Below are 21,414 nucleotides of genomic sequence, written 5' to 3'. Positions count from 1 at the left end.
TTTAATAAGGTCTTGATTGACGGCGCTTATCTATGTTGTCTCTAGCATTGTTCATTTCAAGATCATCCTGTTTAACTGGAATTTCAAGCAAAAACGTCGTCCCCCGACCTAACTCAGACTGACAAACTAAGCGACCTTTGTGGCGTTCAGTAATAATCTGATAGCTAATTGAAAGACCTAGCCCCGTACCTTTACCCACATCCTTGGTGGTGAAGAAGGGATCGAATAGCTTATTTCGAATTTTGGCAACAATTCCCGGGCCATTATCATGAATCCGAACTTGAATCCGGTTTGGGTGAAGTTGCAGCGTCGTAATCGTAATTCTCGGTGCATGGTAATACGGTGGGACTTCCAGGACATCAATGGCATTGGCCAAAAGATTCATGAAAACCTGATTGAGCTGGCTGGGGTAGCAGTGAACCAAGGGTAAATCGCTGTAGTGTTTAATTACTTCGATACCCGGAAAATCAGCCTGGGCTTTGAGGCGATGACGCAAAATCAGTAAGGTACTGTCAAGGCCCTCGTGGATATCAACGGATTTAAACTCAGATTGATCGGAACGGGCAAAGTTCTTGAGCGACAGTACAATATCGCGGATGCGTTCGGTACCGACGGCCATGCTATTAAGGGTTTCCGGCAGGTCTTTTAGCAAAAAGGGCAGCTCTACATTCTCAATGGCCTGCTGTAATCCCTCAGAGGGAGAATGATACTCTTGCTGGTAAAGTTTTACCAATTCCACCAAGTCTCGAGTATATTCCTGCACAAACTCCAGATTTCCATAGATAAATGTGACCGGATTATTAATTTCGTGGGCCACCCCTGCCATCATTTGACCAATACCCGACATTTTTTCACTCTGGATCAGCTGTAGCTGGGTTTGTTGTAGCGTTTTTAGTGTGGCAGCCAGTTGTTGAGCCTTTTCCTGGGCCAATTGGGCAGCACGACAGCTGTGCTCATAGAGTTCTGCTTGATCAAGGGCAATGGCCAATTGGTTGGTCACCGCCTGTAGTAGAGCCACCTCACTGTCGCTCCAGGTTCTAGCCTCCTGACTGGTGCCACAGCAAATTGCCCCAATGTCACCCGAACGAGTCTTGATAGGAACGGCCAATAACGACGCAAAGTCGTGAGCTTGCAAAAACGTTCGGGTGGGGACATCCTCTAGGGCACTGACATTATTGATCTTGACTAAGGACTGCTGACCCAACCATTGGGCTAGACTGCCCACTGCATCAGCGGCATATTCACCCACCAAGGGCAGCATTTGGCTGCGTCTAGATTCGGTGACCACTTCTAAGCCACCAATGCTGGGTGAAACCGGACAGGACCCATGGAGCGGGCCTGCCAATTTAGCTGGCGTTTGAACCCAAAGGAAGCAACAGCGATCTGCATTGAGGGTGCGGTAAATTTCGCTCACCGCTGTGGTCAAAATGATGTTGAGTTCCAGGGATTCTCGAATCTGACTGGAGAGGCGAAAGATTAAATCATTCTGACGGCTTTCTTTGAGCTGACGCTCATGTAACAGCGCGTTGATCACACCAGCTACTTGAAATGTCATGGTGGTCAATAGCTTTAGATCTTCGGCGCTGTAAGGATTGGTAACCGATCTGCTAAGTGCGATCGCGCCAATTACAGACTCCTTACTTTTGAGCGGCACACACATCAGCGCAATCGTTTGCTGCGATGGGCATCGCACGTCTGACGCCACATTATTAACAATCTCACCGCGCCCAACCTGGGCAATCGTGCCAATAATGCCACAGCCCACAGCGATGGTTTCTTGAAATAAGTTCCCCTTACCAAACCGAGCAATGCACTCCAGCGATTCCGCATCCTGCATTAGCATCAGGGTGCCCTGGTCCGATTTCAGCAGTTGGCATGCCTGCTCTAGCGCCAGAGAAGCCACCTCCTGAATATCTGAACTATCGATAATTTTTTCTGACAGATTGAAGAGCAGGGAGATTTCCTTATACTTCCCCAGCAACTCGTCAGCTAACGATCGTTTTTCTGATTCTCGATAGGCCAATTTAGAGATCAGGTGGGCAATGGCCTGGGCCTTTTCATCACCCTTGACCCACCCTAACGTGTATCCATCTAAATCAATGGGATAGCGCTTGTGCCCATTGGCACTATTGCCTAGTAGCTGCTGTCCATCAGCCGTTTCAATAATGACGCTAGAGGCCGTAGCCTGTAGCACATCCTGAATTAGGGAGTATTCCTTTTTAAGAACTATTTTCTTTAAATCAATACTCACCATCAAAGGGGACATCCCTGAAGTTATTAGCTTCTAGCCTTTAGCTACGGTTTTTTGAACCTGGTCTAGCAGCATATCCTACCAACCAGCATAAAACCTGCATACGTTCTGAGAATTCCCGTTATACAGGACATCAATAGCAAATTACTTAAACATATGCCGAGATTTTTAATTTTCTATACCAATTTATTTATGCCAGACAGCAAACATTGAGCACCAGGTTCACAAATCTTTCCGTATTAGTCATGTAATAATCCGGACCCAATCCAGAGATTTGTAAATCCACCCCAAAGTTGTCCTTGGCAACGAATTTTTCTCGTATGACTCATCTCAGATTTAGTAGTCTTTGACTTATTTTCATATCAATCAAAGATGAAATGTGCATGGCAACCCACTTGGTTTAGGCCAAGGTGGATTGGGCTATAACGGTAACGAGCTCAATACATCCTGTAAGTTATGGGAAGCCCCCTCACTGTTGATAATCCTAAGTCGCAACGTCTTTTAAGATATCTGCAAAAACCGCTTTGGCGTTCTCTATTTGCCCCAGTGGATATTGCCGTACTGGTTTACTTTCGCATGGCCTTTGGCGGCATCATGCTCTGGGAAGTGTGGCGGTATTTTGACAAGGGTTGGATCGCCCGCTACTGGATCGATCCTATTCTCAATTTTCCTTACTTTGGCTTTGAGTGGTTCCACCCCTGGCCAGGTCAGGGCATGTATATCCACTTTGTAGGTCTCGGTATTCTGGCAGCTTTTATTGCCCTGGGCATCTGGTATCGCGTCAGTGCAGTGCTATTTTTTCTAGGGTTTACCTATATTTTTTTATTAGAGAAAGCGCGCTACCTCAACCACTTTTATTTAATCTGCTTAATCAGCTTCATCCTGATTTTTATCCCCACCCACCGCGCCTTTTCCTTTGATGCCTGGCGACGACCCGGCATCCGTACTCAAACGGTTCCGGCTTGGACGCTGTGGCTCTTACGCATCCATGTGGGGATTCCTTATTTTTATGGAGGCTTGGCCAAGATTAACGGTGACTGGTTGCAAGGGGAGCCGATGCGTATGTGGATGGCGGCTCGCACAGATTTTCCGCTCATTGGCTCTTTTTTTACTCAGGAATGGATGGTTTACTTTCTGAGCTATGGGGGACTGTTGTTGGATTTGTTGGTGGTGCCCTTTTTAATATGGCGACGCACGCGGCCCTATGCGTTTGTCCTGGCACTAACCTTTCACTTGATGAATGTCCAACTGTTTAACATTGGCATTTTCCCCTGGTTCATGATTGCGGCAACGGCTATCTTTTTCTATCCTGACTGGCCCCGGCGTTTGGTAAGACAAAGATTTAGCGATCGCAACCAGTCTGCTCCAGCCCGCTTGACACCCAGGCACATAGCGATCCTGACTTTGTTGGGCATTTACCTGGCCCTACAGTTACTCTTGCCATTTCGCCATTATCTCTATCCAGGTGATGCGAACTGGACCGAAGAAGGTCATCGGTTTGCCTGGCATATGAAACTACGCTCAAAAGATGCCGATGTGAAATTTATTATTACCAACACGCGGGACAATTCGGTGAGCGCCTTAGACCCATACGATATTATGCCTCGCTGGCAAGTGCGTAAGATGGCGGCCCGACCGGATATGATTTTGCAGTTAAGCCATATGATTGCTGAGGATATTGGTGGGGACGATAAAGACTCAATTGAAGTGAGAGCTGAAGCCTTTGCTTCTCTTAATGGACGAGAAAAACAACAACTGATTGATCCAACCGTAGATTTGTCGAAGAAGCGGCAATCGTTGATGCCAGCAGATTGGATCTTGCCGTTAGAAATACCATTATCTGAGCAGTTAACAGAATAAACCCCTACGAGGACCTCAACATTGTCTTGGAGAAAATAATCTCATCCACCATTTCCATTACATCTTCAATCACATCTTCTGCGGTTTCAGCATCATTAATGTACTGATTCAGCGACTTAAACTTTTCAGGCGCTATCCCCCCCATCAGCGACCGATCCCAATTTCTCAGCATTTCATCAAATACCCGCTTAGCATCCCCATGGGTACACACAATGGGAAGTACCGGAATGCGTTCCTGTCTGGCATACTCATAGGTCTCATAGGTGCCACCAATACCCCCTAACAGAATGACTAAATCTGACCGTTGTAAACAATCCAGCCATTCATTCACACCAGATTCCGTATACTGCACTGCACCCCCCTTAAACACAGGCTGCTTTCCTCGGGGAACAATTTGTGTGAGCTTGCCCGTTAAACGTACATTATCCTGAGATAGCTGTTGAGCAAATGCATCAGCAACAACATAGTCCACGCCTTCCCAACCGCCTGTAATTAAATGGTAGGTGTGTTCTGCGATTTTCTTACCTAGCTTTTGGGCACACCAGTTAATCTCAGCAGGAAGATGAAATTTACCTGTGCCTGCCACCAAGATAGATTTTGTGCTTCTCAGCTGTTGAGAATCTTCTTTAATATTGCCAATGAGGTGATCAATAAACTGATCAAAGTTCTTAGCAGGGTCGATGCTCAGTTTATCTCTAACAAACTGGATAAAGTCATCTACATGAGTGGCAATCTCGGCAATTTTATTCGCCACATCAACCATGGCCGAATATTCATCGGACGGATTAGGACCCATCAGGGCCGATAGCTGCTCTTTTTTCGTTTGCCAATGTTGAATATAGTCCACCTGTCCTTCACGGCTATAGATATTAGCATCCGATAAAACAACGGGGAAAACCCTCTGCTGGTCGTCCTTACGTTTCATTATCTCCAGCGCTTCAAACATACAATACTCAGAGCGCAGGTACTTATCGCTAATGACCAGGATCACATAGTTACCACGACCAATTTCCCGCATAAACTTTTCAATGCTTTGGCCCAGGGTGAGGTGGTTGCGATCGCGAATCAAGTTATACCGTCTGGCCAGTAGTACGGCGCAAATCCGATCGACTAACGCCTCTCGCTGACGTCCCTGCTCGGTTTTATTATCTTTCCACGCATAGGAAATATATATCTGGTTCATTTTTCCTAGGTATCATCGCCTAGTAAGCCATTCAAACATTTATGCCCAAAATCCGGCTCAGTTTAATGACGCATCTAGGGTGATTTTTCATACTAAAGTATTGAGTTATCCCATTGATTTAGCCCTTTATGGGGAGTCTAAAAGGGCCACCAATGAGCCACCGCTATGGAGTCGACGAATGGTTTCAGCAAACAGCGGTGTTGTATCTAAAACCGTAAGCTTGGCCGTCACCTCACTGGCCGTCAACCGGAACGATGGAACAGTATCGGTGATAATGATGTTCTCAAGGTCGGGAATCGCCAAAATATGGTTGGATTCCTTGGCAAAGACACCATGGGTAGCGGCGGCATAAACGGCTGCAGCACCTTGACTACGACAAGCTTTTGCCGTGCGAGCCAGGGTGGTCCCACTACTGATGAGGTCGTCAATGATGATGGCCGTACGGCCTTGAATCTCGCCAACCAACATACTGCCAGACACAACACCCGAGCTGCGATGTTTTTCGGCAAAGGCAATGGAGATATCACGCTGAAGCTTCTGGCTAAGTTGTTTACGAAATGCTTCGGCCCGTTTAGCGCCACCAAAATCTGGAGACACAACCACTATGTCACGCTCGTCAAGTAGGGACGCAAAGTGATGTACGAATGTGTTTTTTGCCTCTAAATGCTCGGCAGGACAGCGAAAAGCATTTTGAAAGGCTGCCAGGTTATGGACATCAAGGGTAACGATGCGATCGCAACCAATTGACTCTAACAATTGAGCAATATATCGGGTCGTTACCGGGTCCCGAGACTTTGTCCGGCGGTCTTTACGGGCATAGCAAAGATAAGGAACAATTGCAGTCACACGTTCAGCTGAGGCATCCCTCAAGGCACCCATAAAAAACAGCAGTCGACAGAGTTTATCATTGACGCTGATTCCAGGTTCACCATAGAGAGACTGGATCACATACACATCCTGACCTCGCACATTAACTAATGAACGCGTCTTATGTTCACCGTCTTCAAAGTCTCTCTCTTCATGATGACTCAGGACAAGGCCCAGATGAGCTGCAACCCTCTTCCCAAATTCCCGACTGGTATTTAGGCTGAAAATTTTGATAGCCCGATCATCCATAGCAGCACCTCTTAACCACCCCTAGCATAGGCTAAAAAAACGTATCCTCCCATAAAACCCTGGTGCAGCATTCCCTACAAAAGATCAATAGTTTAATTTTGGTGGGTAGAAGACAGGTTGCTTTCATCAGACTGATTGTGCCGATTGAGTTCATCAATCAGGGCATCAGCCAGGTGCACAGACCATCGAGCAATCTCCTGCCCTCTGGCAAAATGACTTTCTCCATAGCCATGGTGGGCAATTAATCCCTGCATAATCATACTGGCGAAATGCTCGCGCTTGGTCATGCCGTTAGTCACCTGCCATTCTTCAGGCGCTTCACGCTTGTAGAGTGGATAAATATTATCGTTGGCCTGTACAGTCATCGTTCATCCACCTTCACCTGAACAGCTTCTTCTATAGCCCCTGAGACCTTCCCATCTTCAAGGTACACAGACAAGTTGAGGATCCTGTGAGGCTAGACTAGTACTCTGTGGTGTAAGTTTGCCACTATCAAATGTGAATGGGTGGATGGGTGGATGCAATTACTGCCAAATTTCTGCCATCGGATACTAGTGCTGCATTCCCCCATAAAATCTTCACATCATTTACATACAATCGGTTGTAATACATACAATCAGTTGTAACCACAGAAGGAAACGACAGTTAAAGTAGACCACGTTTAGGGAAGGAGTGACCATGACGACCCAGGAAAAAGAGCTCAAAACCATTGCTAGCCATCTATTGGCAGGTATGCTGGCTAATCCTCACATTTACACCATGGTTAGTGAGGAAGAAGCCAGGGGACAGCAAGAGCAAATTCTTCTCTCGAATGCCATCATGATGGCTGAAAAATTAATTAGCAGAGTTGAACACTCCTATAAAAATCAACCAAAATGAAGCTACCCCGTTAAGAGAGCCTTTTGACACCTCAGTGTGAAACGGATGACACTTAGGTTGCCAATGGTTGACTACTGGGAATTTCGATTAAGAACTCTGTGCCCTGCCCAGGGATAGACTCGCATGTGAGCTGCCCTCCATGTAACTCTGTGATGATTTGATAGCTAATGGCTAACCCTAAGCCGGTGCCTTTGCCAACGGGTTTAGTCGTGTAAAACGGATCAAAAATGCGTGACTGTACCTCTACAGACATGCCCCCAGCATTATCTCGAATTTGAATTAGAACATGATCGTTATCGGTCATCGAAGTGCAGATATAAATCTGTCGCTGACTTGTTTTCTCAGAGTTCAATTCTAACGCTGGGTCAGGTTCTTCAAACGCATCAATGGCATTGGCAATGAGATTCATAAATACCTGGTTGAGCTGTCCTGCAAAGCATTCAATTGCAGACAACGTGCCATAGTCCTTTATGACCTCAACTGTAGGGCGGTGACCTTGACCCTTAAGGCGATGATCTAAGATAACTAATGTGCTATCAAGGCACACATGTAAATCAACCGCTTTACAAAGAGCTTCATCCAACCGTGAGAACGTTTTGAGAGAATTAACAATTGCAGTAATGCGCTCAGACCCCATGTTCATCGAGAAGAGTAATTTTGAGATATCTTCTTTTAGGAAAGGTAGATCAATGGCGTCTTCTTCAGCTAAGATCTCTTCATGGGGATTGGGATAATGTTTCTGATAAAGCTCAATTAAGTTTAACAGATCTGCTACATACTCTTGCGCAGGCTCTACATTACCCTGAATAAAGGTGACTGGATTATTGATTTCATGAGCCACACCCGCCACCATCTGACCCAAACTAGACATTTTCTCCTGTTGAATAAGTTTCTCTTGAGTCTTACGAAGTTCTCCTAGGGTTTGCTCTAATTCATTAGCTCTGGTTTGAGCCATCTGTCTACTGTTTTCTAATTCATTGGTTTGCAATTTCAGTGATTCAACCACATTATGGAGTTGGCCACTCATGTGATTAAACGCATTTGACAGTGTCGTTAGCTCATCATTGGTTTGGAGGTTAATGGTTTGTCCCCATTCCCCTGTAGATATCTGTTTCGTAGCTGTAGTCAGCTGTTGGAGAGGCTTGGTAATCGAACGACTCAGCAAACGGGCTAATAGGATGCTGATAATAGCAATGATGACAGCTGCCATCAGTCCTTCTAATAAAGTCTGACGCAGTTCTGTTTGTAGTGGTTTAGTCGAAAAACCAATGCTGACTGCACCAACAACGTCTTCCCCAACCAAAATGGGTTTACCAGCAATTAATTTCTCATCCTGCCAATCTAAAACCAGTTGTTGACTAGCAAGAATCTTCTGTCCTAAGGGATCTGGCTGGAGACTCAGGACTTTATAGTCTTCGGTAAAGGTATCTGAGATGACACGTCCATCCTTTTGGTAGAGTCGAGCAGAAATTATTAATCGCTTACTTTGAGAGTTCTTGTCAAGGTTATTGATGATCTCTCCAGCTTCATCAAATTTATTAAAATAAAGAGCATCACTGTTAGCTGCTGATAATGTATCCAGAAGCAGTTCAGCCTGTTGTTCTAGATCTTTGCGAAAGCTGATGCGTTCACGTAACAATGCAGAGCTCCCCACAGTCAGCACTCCCCCCACAGCCAAACAACTCATAGTGAGTGTAAGTTTGTTGGTAAGCGAACCATTTTGGTTGTGCAACCCGATGAATCTCCACATGTATTGAAACGCTTGTACTGAAGCAGTCTTTGTTAGAATGTTAGATCATAGAGCTCCTTTAAGCGTTCTATGGATTGTTCCACGGGAAAATCATCAAATTTGACAGTATCTTCAAAGCTTTCTAATGTTGTTTCACCTTCTGGCGATTTATCCATATCCAGTAAAAGTGCCTCTATGGCATTTATTTGCTCAGTTGGTAGTCTGGGGCTTGCTAGTACAATATGTCGAGCAACAAACTCAGTCTCTAAAATGACTTTCATAGAGGACTTGACATCGTCTGGCAGTTCAGCAAACGTACCACTATCAACTGCCCCAGCATCGACTTTATCCGTGAGGATCAGTTCAACGGTATTGTCCTCATCTCCACTAAAAATGAATCCAACTTCATTAACTTGAAGGCTTTTATTGTCTAGCGACTCTTCAATATCTAGCGACTGCTCAACTAGGATCAGACCTGCTTCTTTGAGATATGCCAGCGGCAACATATAACCTGATGTGGAGATATTGCTTTCTAATGCGATGTGCTTCCCTTGCAAATCTGCTATGGTGTCGATATCGCTGTCATTACGGGTGAAAATAATGCTGTTATATTCAGCAACACCCTTTTTCCAACGCCGCAGGATGGGAGTAGCGCCTGTTTTGATGCTAACGACTATAATAGGGTAAGGACTATCGAAGTAAAGGTCCACCTCACCAGATTCTATCCAGGTTTCCATCGTTTCCAGGTCAGGGGCAATTTTGACAGTTGCTTTTTTAATACCGACGTCTTCTAAACGATTTGCTAAATAATTAGCCAGGGGCTGGTATCGTTCTATTTTTTGGGTGGGTTTTTTAGAGATATCACCCAGAATAAGGACTTCATTAGCCGTTAACTCAGAAGCACTTGAAGTACTTACTGATGCACTTTCGGTTGAATCAGTCGTTGATTTGACCGAACCACAGCCCACCAATAATAGTCCTAACATTACGCTAAGTAAAGAGAAGGATCTTATACGTACAGGCAGCATACTTAACAAGTTAACTCTATGGTTCTGAATATTCTTTATCACTTCCCCCTTGGACAAATTCTAACAGGAAGAATTTTCTAAATTCATAGAAAAAAGTTACATTGCAAGATAAAGCGCGTACTGTTCTGATGTCAGAGCAGTACGCTACGGCCCTCCTAAGGCGGAGATTTCCTAGAGTCTAATGGCAAAGTTTTGTCGCACTTCAGTCTGGCTTAGGGCTCGGTTATAGATGGCTACCAGATGAATTTTGCCTAACCAGGCGCGTGCTCCTGAGAGTTCATCACCTAGGGCAAAGCGGAAGCTATTATCCCAGCTGGCAGCAAAGTTTTCGGGAATCTGTTGGCGACTGACTTCACTGCCATTGAGATAGAGAATGGCCTCCCCTGTGGTACTCGTGGTATAAACCACATGGATGGTTTGGCCTGGGGTGATGGTGCCCCCTGCCAGAGGTTGATCTGTACCGTTCTCGTCAGAGGTGTTTGTCCGCAGCCTGACTACATACCCATTATCATTTTGTCCTAGGGTGAAATTACGGTTGGACGCATCTTCTGAGACAGTGACAATACGAGCCGGTATTCCCTCACCAGGCGTCACTTGGGTAGGTTCGAGCCAGGCTTCAATGGTGAGTTCGTTGGTGGACCTAGTGGCGGTCACCAACTTTGTTGCCGGAGTTTCTGTGGTGAGGAGAGTGGGTTGTGCGATCGCAATTCCTGGCCCATTCTCCAACCACTGAATTGGCTGGTCAGCTGCAACAAGATTCAACGGCTCTCCCACCGTGGAGATATCCTGAACAACACTGCCCGTACCCTCCTCAAAGGTATACAAAGACTGCAAGCCTGCGGTGATCCTTGGCGTCACCAAAAGATTGATTTCATCGCTAACAGCAACAGCCCCGTCATTGGCTGTTAATTGCAACACATAGCGGCCTGAGGCTGGTACGGTTGCCGTGGTGCGGCTAACATTCTCATCGGCAAATGTCACAGGCTGGGGGCCACTCAGCTGACGCCACACTGTAGTTGGTGTCAATAGTGGCTGACCATCATCGGCAACAACACCATTCAGTTCGACCGTGGCCGGAATACCATTTTGTACCGTGCCATCGGGCTGAACCGTAATGGGCAGCGTAATCAGCTGGTCTGGGCCTGCATCCACCAAAGGTGCCTGGTTAACAATGATGGTCACGTCATCACTCACCGCAACAGCGCCGTCATCTGCGGTGAGCCGGAGCACATAGGTGCCAGTCTTAGAGAATTGGGCCGTGGTAAAGTCAGCCGCAGCATCGGCAAATGTGACCTCTCCTGGACCGCTCATTGTGGTCCATTGAAGAGCAACACGGCCAGGAATAACAGGAAGACCATCGTCGCTAATGGTGCCATCTAATTCCACAGTGGCGGACCCCGTAACTGTTTGATCGGGGCCTGCATCCACTAAAGGTGCTTCGTTGGCCACAATTATGACATCAACATTACGAGAGAAATGGCCGTTATCCACCGTGAGCCGTGCCCCATAGTTGCCGCCAACGGAGAATGTGGCAGTGGTTTCCAGGGCATTGACATTGGCAAAGGTCATGGTGCCAGGGCCACTCAGCTGACTCCAGGTCGCGATAACAGTTTCTTCGGGGTTACCCAGCCCGGTGGAGAGAACTGTGCCCGTCAGGATAGCTGCTGCTGGCAGAGTCACCAGCGGCTCCGTGGTGGCCGTCATGTTAGGCGCTTGGTTTGCATAAAATGTGGTCTCTGCCTGGGTGGTGAAATGACCGTTATTAACCGATAGCCGCAGCACATACTCTCCCAGCTGAGTCACGGTAATTGTGGGTGTCAGGCTCGTAGGACTGCTAAAGCTCACGGGGGCTGGCCCACTCACCTGCTCCCAATCAATGGAGACTTGCCCTTGTTGGGGCGCACCGAGACCGTCATTGAGGATTTGTCCAGTCAATTCAACGGTGGCAGACCCCTGATCAGAGAGATTAACCGGTGGCAGACTGCCGGCATTAATCTCGGGGGCCTGGTTCACAATAACGGTAATTTCATCACTGGCAGCCAGAACAAATTCATCGGAGATAGTGTCTCCATCGGTGACCGGTTCTGTTGCTGTTATTTGCAACTCATAGCGGCCATTGCGTTCAAAGGTAACCGCAGTGTTGAGGACGTTGGGGTTGGCAAAAATCACCCCCGTTGGCCCTGATAGCTGCGACCATTGCACCGTCAGTTCTTCCGGTAGCAATCGCTCATCAAACACGGCCCCCTGAAGCTGCGCATCCTCTGGGATATTGATCACCTGGTCTTGCCCTGCAAACACAATCGGTGTGAGATTGGTATCTGCACCAAATTGGTAGTTTTGTTGTACGTCTATCGCACTGAGGGCACGGCTGTAGAGTGCTACTAAGTGGAAGCGACCCAGCCAGCTGCGATTATCCTGCAGTTCTCCCTGTTCACTTCCCAAGCTCAGGGCAAAGTCGGAGGCCCAGGTGGAAAAGTCTCCATCAATTTGTCGGCTAGCAACTTGTTCACCATTGATATACAGCTGGGTGAGACCCGATAGCTCACGGGTGCAGACCACATGCATGGGAGCATCCGTAGTGACCACACCGCCTGCCAGGGCCTTATCGCTAGCGTTGGCATTGGTGGTGCTGGTGCGTATGCCAACATGGATGCGATTGCCGGTTTGTCCCAGGATAACGTTGCGTTCAGTGGCTCCGTTGGACAGGGTGAATATGCGAGCGAGACCGGTATGGTTTTCCACAGCAGGGGTAATCCAGGCTTCTAGGGTGAGGGCCTGACTGGCTTGCATAGCGGCTACTAAACGACGGGTATCAGTTGCCTGAAGCTGGCTGGGGGCCTGTAGCTGCAGTGAACCGGTACCCCAAGTGACCGCGGTGGGGGTGGCAATGGTGAGATTGAGGGGGTCAGCCTCGATTTGAACATCTCTTACCTGGGTACCTACACCTTCATCAAAGGTGTAAAGCACCTGCAGCTGTTGCGACACTCTCTCCGCCACCGAGACTGTAATGTCAGCACTGGAGAAAAGGGAACTGTTATCGGAGGTCAGCCGGAGCATATAGCTGCCGCTGCGCTCAAAGCTGGCGGTGGTGCGTAGTGCTTGGGGGTTGCTGAAGGTGACTGGCCCCGGTCCATTTTCCAGGGTCCACTGGACGCGGACTTCCCCTTGTGCTGGATCGCCCAGACCATCGCTAAGGAGTTCGCCCAGCAGCTCCACCGAACCGCCGGGGCCAACCTCCAGATCATCGCCGACGTTTAGCACGGGCGCTTCATTTACCAAAACGGTGAGATCGTCACTGGAGGTCAGTAGACCGTCGCTGGCGGTTAAGCGCAGTCGATAGAAACCACGCTGGCTAAATTGGGCAGTGGTATTAATGGCGTGGATATCGTCAAATTGAACGTTGCCAGGGCCATCAATCTGGGTCCAGGTGACAAAAAGGGCACTGTTGTCTAAACGATCATCTGCGATCGCACCCTGCAGTTCCACCGTCTCACTTAGGGCAATCACCTGATTTACCCCGGCATCCACTACCGGAGCCCGGTTTGGAGCCCGCCCATCCGTCAGTTCCGGCAGCTCACCGCTGGGGATAATGCTGTCTTCTTCAGTAATGCCATAGTAAAGCTGCATAAACTGCACAATGGCATCGGTGTGGGGCTGCAGGGCTGGGAAGTAGGTGGCCACTGCCGTGCGCACCGCCCGCACAAAGGCCGGGAAGTTATTAATCTGGTCGATTACATAGGGTTCTAACCGACGAATTAGCTCATAGTTACTGTCAATGTTGAGGGTGGGCAGCGCCTGCTCTAGGGGGGGCATATTGGGGTCACTAAAGCGGGGCAAAATGCGACTGATATAGGTAATGCGGTGCATCATTCGCCAGCAGGGGGGCTGTTCGGTCTGTTGGCTGGCCTGTCGCAGGGCTGCCGCATTGGCATCGTTGCTTTGCTCTAGCCAGATGGGGTCTACCACCTGGTTAAAGAAGGTGTCAAAGTTGTTGCTGCTGGGTTCCAGGTAAAACGACAAGAAGCGATAGGCATCCACTTTACCAGCCTGCCGCACCGGGCGATTGGGATTAAAGGGGTCATTATTTTCGGTAATAATTCGGCCCGTTTCATCCCGCAAGAACAGATCGCCCTCCACACCGTCCAGATTAACATCCAGGGCAAAGGTGGATTCCGTTTCTTGGGATTTGGTAACCGTGAGATTTAGATGTCCACCAAATAGAGCCTGGAGGGTAAATCGAGTGGCTACTTTACTGATGGCAAACGCTGCTGAAACATCGACACCGGCCAGACCCCGGAAAGAATAGTCTCCTCCTGTGGTTTCTTGAACAATGTCTAAAGTCTCCTGGGATTCAACAAAGGTGCCACCATCAGCGGTCCAGACATAGTTATTGACGATATTACGTTTTTGCACACGCGGCAGTTGCTCTACTGTGCGTCCGGTGGCCAGGTCACCACTGGTAAAGTTGAGGGCATTTTGACGCCGACCAATAGCTCCGGCATCATACTGCTGATAAAATGCGGCAATTTGTTCTTCTTCGCGCTGGATGCGATCGCGCAGATTATAGGCCTCAATTGGTTTGAAATAGCTGCTGTCTGAGCTATAGGTGAGGGCATTAGGATAGTGGGTGTCGGCCTCTAACCCGACTTTTCCATCCAAGGTTCCCTGCTTGGTGTAAGTGGGGTTAATCGGGAAGGTAATAATGTTGCGATCCGGTGGAATATCGGGATTGGGACGCATCTGGAGAGAGACCAGGGCGTTGTTATGCTGCAGCCGCAGGGCAAACACATCCGCAGTTTCTGACTGCACCAGGGCAAACCCTACATTCTCTGGCACAAACCGACGACCGATACTGTGGGCCACCTCATCCACATTTTCCACCCGGCCCCGCAGCTCTAAACGACTGATGCGACCGGTGGTACGACCACTGCCCGTGGTTGCACTTTCCAGCCAGCTTAGGGAGTTTTCAAACTTGGCCCGCACCCCCACTAAAACCCGTGTATTCTCAACACTAGAGAGGAAAAAGGGTGTACCCGCCTGCGACTGAGAGATAGAACCAAAGGATGCGGAGGTTTCAATTTCTGTATCAAAGCCCCGATCCTTAGAGGCTGCATAGGTGAAGATTGTGCTATCCACATCCGTAATCTCGACGGCGGTGGCGCTGTTATAGTCAGCAAACTCTCCCAAGACAGTGCCAGTGCTGGTCAGGTTTTCACTGGGGACAGGGGGCGCTCCCTCAATGTAGCCAATCAGCTGGGGATCAAACTGCACCTGGCCAATCCATTCCGTAATCAGATCGCCCACCGCAAAGCCAGTAATCAGCTGCCATTCATGATTGCGAATGGTGGTGTAAGTCCGCTTAAAGACACCAATTTGATTGTTGTCGGCGTCGAACTGTAGATCGCCATATTCAGCAATGCCCGGCTGACTTTGAATGGTGCCATGGAAGGTGGTGCGAATACCTGCTAAGGCGCTACGTACCTGGGGTGTCTCATCACTGATGGGGGCGGTTGACAGCACATAGGTGCTGTTGCTAACCGCTAAGGTATTGGCCTGTAGTGAGCGATCCGACAGCTGTAGCGATTGGGCCGTTTCACCCCGCTCAGGGTCAAATGTGTAGTAGGCCACCAACCGTTCGCGATCGCCCTGTAGCCGACGGAACAGATTATCCTGAATCTGTTCAACCGTTCTCACCTGTCGCCAGATTCGCACCTCTTCCATCTCTCCTTGGAAGAAGTCCCTTAGGCCACTGCGACGACTTGCCCCCAGGGTAAATTGAGTTTCTAAGCTCACCCAGTTAGATTGGTCAACAGGGGTTGTCTCTACACTCACGCCATCACGGTAGACAATTAGGGTGGAGCCCAAGGGGTCTGGGTTAGCCACCCAGTCAAGCTGTCCTCGCAGTTGGGCATGGTTGTTGCTTCTAGCGTCAAACGCTACGTTGCCATCGTTTTCTTCTAAACGCCACCAGGAAACCAAACCGGATTCATTACCCTGAATCGTGACCCCCACGTTATCCCCAGCGCGGGCGACATTCCAAATTCGTATCTCACTGATGCGACCGGCCATGGGAAATACAGAAAACCCGGTCGCAGCTAGCTGTCGTATCCGCTGAATACTACCAGCATTGGGATTAGTAGGAATGTTATCGGGAAGACCGAGCAACCGTGCTGCACGCCTTAATTTATCACGCTCTTCCAACAGCAAGGTATCGTTATCATCGTCCGGCAGCCCTGGCTCATTGTCGGAGTTGACGGTCAGCTGGCGAAATCGATTGGTATCAAAGAAATATCCGGAGCCAATTTCTGCTGACTGATTATTCGACCCAATGTCACGGGGCTGACCGCTGCCACTGCGATAGCTATGACTACCCACAACTCGACCATCAATGTAAAAGGTGACATCGTATTGAGTATTAACATCCACAGTCGGCAAGCCAGCGTCATCTTCTCCTTCCTCCGTTGTCGTCTGTCGTTGGCGAGTGACCGCTAACCGATAAAACTGATTTGCCCTAACAGTTTCATCTGAGAAGAAGGCATGTTTGATGTGGCCAGAATCCTCAAATACAAAGATCAGTCGGCCCTGAGTATTGACATAAAACGTATAGGGAACCGCCTCATCTTCAGTTACACCATCGAGCCTGCCCTTAGTGATCAGGCTGTAGGGCTGGTTCAGGTTATCTAGCTGTACAAATGTCTCTAAGGTTAAATCTTGGGTCAGGTCTAACGTGGAATTGTTACTACAGTCTAGAAAAGAGTCGGAATTACCGCTAAATTCTAAACCGTAGGACTGATTGTAGACTGTGGCCCAATGGGTCCAGTTACCGCCAGGGACGACCTGATTAACCTGGACCACCTGATTCCCAGTGCCGGTAACCAGGCGATACCCTGGAATTGGTGACGATGTTTGAGCAGGCTCACCCAGAATAGTGCCGTGATTTTCATGGCGAGAGAAGTCGGTGGCAGCAGCGCCATCAAAGTGCCAGTAGCCAGCTAACCCGCGCTCTTGTCCCCCAAGCCGACGGTTCATATCCTGCCGAATATCGGCTGCTGTCCGCACTCGCTGCCAGATGCGTACTTCATCAATATCGCCGTCAAACTGTCGTTGATTGTTAGTAGGATGCCCACCAATGGCCCAGTCGGCATTGACTGGAATCGCACCGACTTCTTCTTCTGTGCTGCCGATTGCTTCCCCATTGCGATAGAGACGCCAGGTGGTGCCATCATACACTCCCGCTAAATGCACCCAGGTGAGGCCATTGGCATCTCCCTCAGGAATATCAGCCGCCGTAAAGTGATCAGTACCGTTAAATGAACCCACCTGATATTGGCCCTGGTTAATCCGTAGATAGACCTCAGCATTGGCGCTAATGCCATGGACCACTAGATTACGAATGCCGTTGGTGGCGTTGGCACTGGTCCTTACCCAGGCTTCCAACGTAATCTCTCCAACAAAATTTAGATGATCTTGGTTGGGAATTCTAACTTTGTCGTTGGTGCCATCAAGATTTAACGCAGATTGCAATTCAGCCGATTCTAAGCCCATCAGATAGCGGCTGTTGGTCGACCGGTGATGGATCACGTTGGCCCGCTCATCCACCTGATTGGGCTGAATCCAGGCTTCCAGGGTTAAATCTCCTTCTACGGCAAACCGTTCGGGTTGGGCCGAAGTAGCCACGCTGGTGCTGCCGTTAAAGGCCAGGGTACGTCCCGGTGCTGCGGCCACCCAGCGAGACGAGAGGGTGGGAGCGGGTTGCACTGACTGACTAACCCGCAGCCTATCTCCATCGTCAGTATTGACAGCGGCCAATAGCAGTGATCCGTCTAGCAAACTGGCACTTTCCTGGGTGGTACTGGCGTTAACTTCGTAATCGTAGGGCAGATAGAAAACAGGACGATTCTCCTGGGGGGGATTGATTACATTGCTGTCGATCAGCAGCTCAATTGTTTCGGAAGGGGCGGCTGTCCTCAGGGTGACTCGAATGTCCCCCACAATCAGGGTGGCACCCTCCGGCAAAGACTGTTGAATACCGCCCTCCACAATCAAACTGTCGGCACGTCCGGCTGTTACCTGAAGCGAACCTGAACCCACGAAGATTCTGTCACCGGCAAACCCATTGAGCACATCGGCAAACTGTTGTGGCTGACGGGGGACGGATCGCCAGGTTTCCACCGGCTGTAGTTCTTCCACACCTGTACTCTCGTTAAGCACCATAAAGCCAATTTCAACGGTGCAGGTGTCAGGGGTAGATTCTTCGCTGAGATGAATAGCGAGGCGGTCAAATTCTGCTTCTACCGACCGACTGGCACAAATAACCGTAGTGATGGCTTGATCGTCGCTGAGCTCAAACCGGGGGCGCTGGGTCAGGGTGTCGTAGTAGGTAACAAAAAACTGATCATCTGCACCGCGAAAATAGAGGGCCAACCGACCTACGGCACTGTCGTACAGTAGCGGTGTATCGACAGTCCAGGCAAAGCCGAGAATGCCGCCAGACACCGACAGCCCGGTGCGGTCTGTGTGGAGCAACGGCATTGGTACAGAAACACCGTTATCTAGCAGATCGCGAATGCTGTTTTGTTCTTGTTGGAGACTGGCCAGCGCCTGCTGTGCCTCGTTACGACGCTGCTGGCGCTGGTTGCGGGTGCCCAGTAAAGCCTGACGGATGTTGTTGAGATCAAATTCAAGATTTGCGATCGCATCCTGCAATTCACTAATCTGCTGCCCAATCTCCTGGAGTCGAATTGTAAAAGCAGAGCTGGTCTGCACCAGTATGTTAGAAATCCGGTCGTTCCAATCTCTACCAACATTGGACACACTGCTGGCAATCAATCGAGAGCGACCACCCCGATTAACATGCTCATAAACAATTACCTGGAGCGGTGATGGTTCTCCCGGTAGGGCGGACGGTAGGCTAATGGCGGTAATTTCGTCATGCAACCCCCTGGAATTTAGGTCATTGTAGCCAACGTCACCCAGGCCAAAGCTGGCCCGTCTGCCCCGAAACCCGCTGTGTTGATATACGGTGATGCGGGCGGAGTTGCGATTGTTGATCAGAACTGATTGGGTTTGCTGTAAGTCGCTGAGGGTGTTGCGATCGCTAATCAGCTGCTCAAACGCCTCCAGCAGTGTCAGGTTGCTGTGGGGGCTGCGCAAATTGGCACTTAGATCCTGCAGGCGCGCCTGGTCCAGGTTCTCATTCCCTGCTGGAATCGGGAAAGTACTTCGATTCTGGGGGCTAACTACGCGCTGAATGCTATTAGCCGCTTGATTGAGTTCATCAATGGAGTCTCCCAGATTGGTAATCTCCTCCTGTAGACCAATGATTCGCTGTTCGCGATCGCTAATTAGATCCAGCTGTTCATTAACAGATAGCTCGCCCTCTTCGGTGGCATTGATGACGGGTAAGCGCAGATTGTCGGGTATCTGGCTAAGCATCCCGCTGGCAGAGATACCAAAGTCCAGGGTGGCAATCTCATTACGAGTTGGGTCATCTCCCTGGGTGGCCACAGCCAGCATTACTCGGGCACTCTGCTGGAGAGGTTTCTCTTCCTGGTCATAGCCAGTGGCCGCATTCTCCTGATAGTAGTAAAGCAGGGCTGATAGACCCGACTGCACCGTACGCCGAATAAATTGTTCTTCTGGGCCATTATCGGTCGTAACAACCCGCCGTTCCTCTAGCTGAAAGCTGCTGCGGTTGATGCTGGAGTTGTTGCCGATGGGGGCCGTGGAAATCACCCAGTCAGGACCGCTGATGGTGCCGGGCTGGGCATTGCCAGTTTGGTCATAGACCCGATCGCCTGAGCCCTCATCCAAACGCCAATAGTGCAGCAAATCAGACTCCTGACCCGTCAGCCGCTGGTGCATATCCCGCTCAATTTCAATGATGGTGCGGGCCCGCTTCCACAGACGCACCTCGTCAATGAGACCGTGGAAGGCAGCCGTGGGAGACCCAATAAAGCTGAGCGGTGTAGCACTTGGATTAGCGCCGCTAAAGGTATCGACGGTGGTGCGGAACCGCAGCTGCCCGTTGACATACACCCGATAGACCACACCATCAAAGGAGACGGCCAGATGATTCCAGCGTTGGGGAATCAAAATACCGCCGGTAACCACGGTGTGAAATGCTTGCCCGTCACCAAAGCCCGCACGGACGCGGGTATTGCCCTGAATCCATACGGAGGGCGGCGCGTTGACAGCATCGGGCTCACTGCCGCTGAGTAGAGCCTGACCCAGCTGATTATCAGGGGCCGAAACCGTTTCTTGGGGAAAGATCCAGGCTTCTTGGGTGAAGGTGGGGGTTTGGATAATGCTGGCGGGCAGGGAGATGCGATCGCTATTTTGGTCAAACCGCAGCGCCGACTCCGCAAAGCCTGAATCGGTGCCTGCCTGGGTACCACGGGTGTTAAACAACCCTTCTGCGGAGCGCTCCACATTATAAGCATCGATTTGCCCAGTGCGACCGTTATAGGCAAAAATCTGCCACCGCTCCACACGCACCACCTGGGTCGGCAACAACAATACCGAGAAGCGCCCTTCCTGCAGATGCCGAACAAAGGTTAGTTCCTGGGTGGGTTCTATAAAGGGCCGTTCTTCCATATCCACTGCCCCTAGAGTGTCTTTATTACTCTGGGGTCGGGTGCGGCTGCGGCTGCGGCGAAACCGTACCTCTCTCCGGGGCTGGAGTTGATTGCCAGCTAGCACAAATCGATCTAACAACAGAGTGTTATCAACAATGGGAACTGGTTCGCCCTCTAAATCCGTGACCAGATTCCCCTCTTGATCCAGACGATTAACACTATCAGGATGCTTGGCGGCCACGGCCTGTCTAAATACGTAAACATGACGCCCATCTGAAAGCACCTGAAATGGAGCCTCTGCCGTTAAACGAGCCGTTGATGATAAAAATGTATCGACTTCCTCAGGGGGCACTCGCACCTCAGGGGGCACTGGCGTCCGATTCCCCTGTTGAACCGTGGGTAGCGCATACTGATCCGCGATCCCAAACCCAACTTTAGAAATTTCAGTGGGGAATCTCAGCTCCACTGGGTTTTCTGACCAGAACTCCACATCTAAGGTGCTATCAATCTCGGAATTCTCTAAATCTAGGACCGAGTAATAGATATGACGCTCCGCATCCATTGCAAAAGCAATCACGGTACCCTCGTGCCGCAACATCGTAGTGTGAAGGTAGGTGCGGTTGGCGTTATAGGTTCTGATAAAGGTATCTAACATAGTGAGAAAAGAGAGAATAGAATTTATGAATTCGGAATAAGCTTAGACATTGAGCCAGCTCAGTCAAGCCACCAGCAGTAACCGACCCGAACGTGATTCTTTAGCAGCATTGAAGCGTTGGTTATGGGAGTCTATG

General features: G+C 49.5%; 9 protein-coding genes. 2 read left to right on the top strand and 7 right to left on the bottom strand.

Going from position 1 to position 21,414, the window contains the following annotated elements; all coding sequences use genetic code 11:
• Position 1: 1 nt before the first annotated feature.
• Positions 2 to 2,254: a GAF domain-containing sensor histidine kinase gene (locus SPB21_RS11755; protein ID WP_499866625.1), complete on the bottom strand. Its 2,253-nt coding sequence runs from the start codon at positions 2,252 to 2,254 to the stop codon at positions 2 to 4.
• 453 nt (positions 2,255 to 2,707) lie between these two features.
• Here SPB21_RS11755 and SPB21_RS11750 point away from each other — a divergent pair, with 453 nt between their 5' ends.
• Positions 2,708 to 4,111 (top strand): HTTM domain-containing protein, encoded by a 1,404-nt coding sequence (locus SPB21_RS11750; protein WP_499866624.1) that lies wholly within the window; start codon positions 2,708 to 2,710, stop codon positions 4,109 to 4,111.
• A gap of 4 nt (positions 4,112 to 4,115) precedes the next feature.
• Here the strand turns inward: SPB21_RS11750 and SPB21_RS11745 are convergent, their stop codons facing one another.
• From SPB21_RS11745 to SPB21_RS11735, 3 genes are all read right to left on the bottom strand, one after another.
• Positions 4,116 to 5,294 (bottom strand): TIR domain-containing protein, encoded by a 1,179-nt coding sequence (locus SPB21_RS11745; protein ID WP_499866623.1) that lies wholly within the window; start codon positions 5,292 to 5,294, stop codon positions 4,116 to 4,118.
• Between the two features lie 126 nt (positions 5,295 to 5,420).
• On the bottom strand, positions 5,421 to 6,410 hold the full coding sequence (locus SPB21_RS11740; RefSeq protein WP_499866622.1) for a ribose-phosphate diphosphokinase: 990 nt from the start codon (positions 6,408 to 6,410) through the stop codon (positions 5,421 to 5,423).
• Between the two features lie 92 nt (positions 6,411 to 6,502).
• Positions 6,503 to 6,775 (bottom strand): hypothetical protein, encoded by a 273-nt coding sequence (locus SPB21_RS11735; protein ID WP_499866621.1) that lies wholly within the window; start codon positions 6,773 to 6,775, stop codon positions 6,503 to 6,505.
• 313 nt (positions 6,776 to 7,088) lie between these two features.
• Here SPB21_RS11735 and SPB21_RS11730 point away from each other — a divergent pair, with 313 nt between their 5' ends.
• A complete protein-coding gene (locus SPB21_RS11730; protein WP_163662953.1) occupies positions 7,089 to 7,289 on the top strand; it encodes a hypothetical protein in 201 nt (66 codons plus the stop codon).
• A 52-nt stretch (positions 7,290 to 7,341) separates the two neighbouring features.
• Here SPB21_RS11730 and SPB21_RS11725 read toward each other — a convergent pair whose 3' ends face one another.
• From SPB21_RS11725 to SPB21_RS11715, 3 genes are all read right to left on the bottom strand, one after another.
• Positions 7,342 to 8,976, bottom strand: coding sequence for an ATP-binding protein (locus SPB21_RS11725; protein ID WP_499866620.1), 1,635 nt, complete (start codon positions 8,974 to 8,976; stop codon positions 7,342 to 7,344).
• Between the two features lie 95 nt (positions 8,977 to 9,071).
• Positions 9,072 to 10,004 (bottom strand): phosphate/phosphite/phosphonate ABC transporter substrate-binding protein, encoded by a 933-nt coding sequence (locus SPB21_RS11720; RefSeq protein ID WP_499866619.1) that lies wholly within the window; start codon positions 10,002 to 10,004, stop codon positions 9,072 to 9,074.
• Between the two features lie 213 nt (positions 10,005 to 10,217).
• The gene (locus SPB21_RS11715) at positions 10,218 to 21,278 is read right to left on the bottom strand and encodes a LamG-like jellyroll fold domain-containing protein (RefSeq protein ID WP_499866618.1); all 11,061 of its coding nucleotides are present in this window, start codon (positions 21,276 to 21,278) and stop codon (positions 10,218 to 10,220) included.
• Positions 21,279 to 21,414: the final 136 nt, after the last annotated feature.

Source organism: Leptothoe sp. ISB3NOV94-8A, from assembly GCF_043421595.1.
Lineage (GTDB): Bacteria > Cyanobacteriota > Cyanobacteriia > Phormidesmidales > Phormidesmidaceae > Leptothoe > Leptothoe turfae.
Note: the sequence above shows the minus strand (reverse complement) of the source record. Positions and strands in the feature narration are given on the sequence as shown.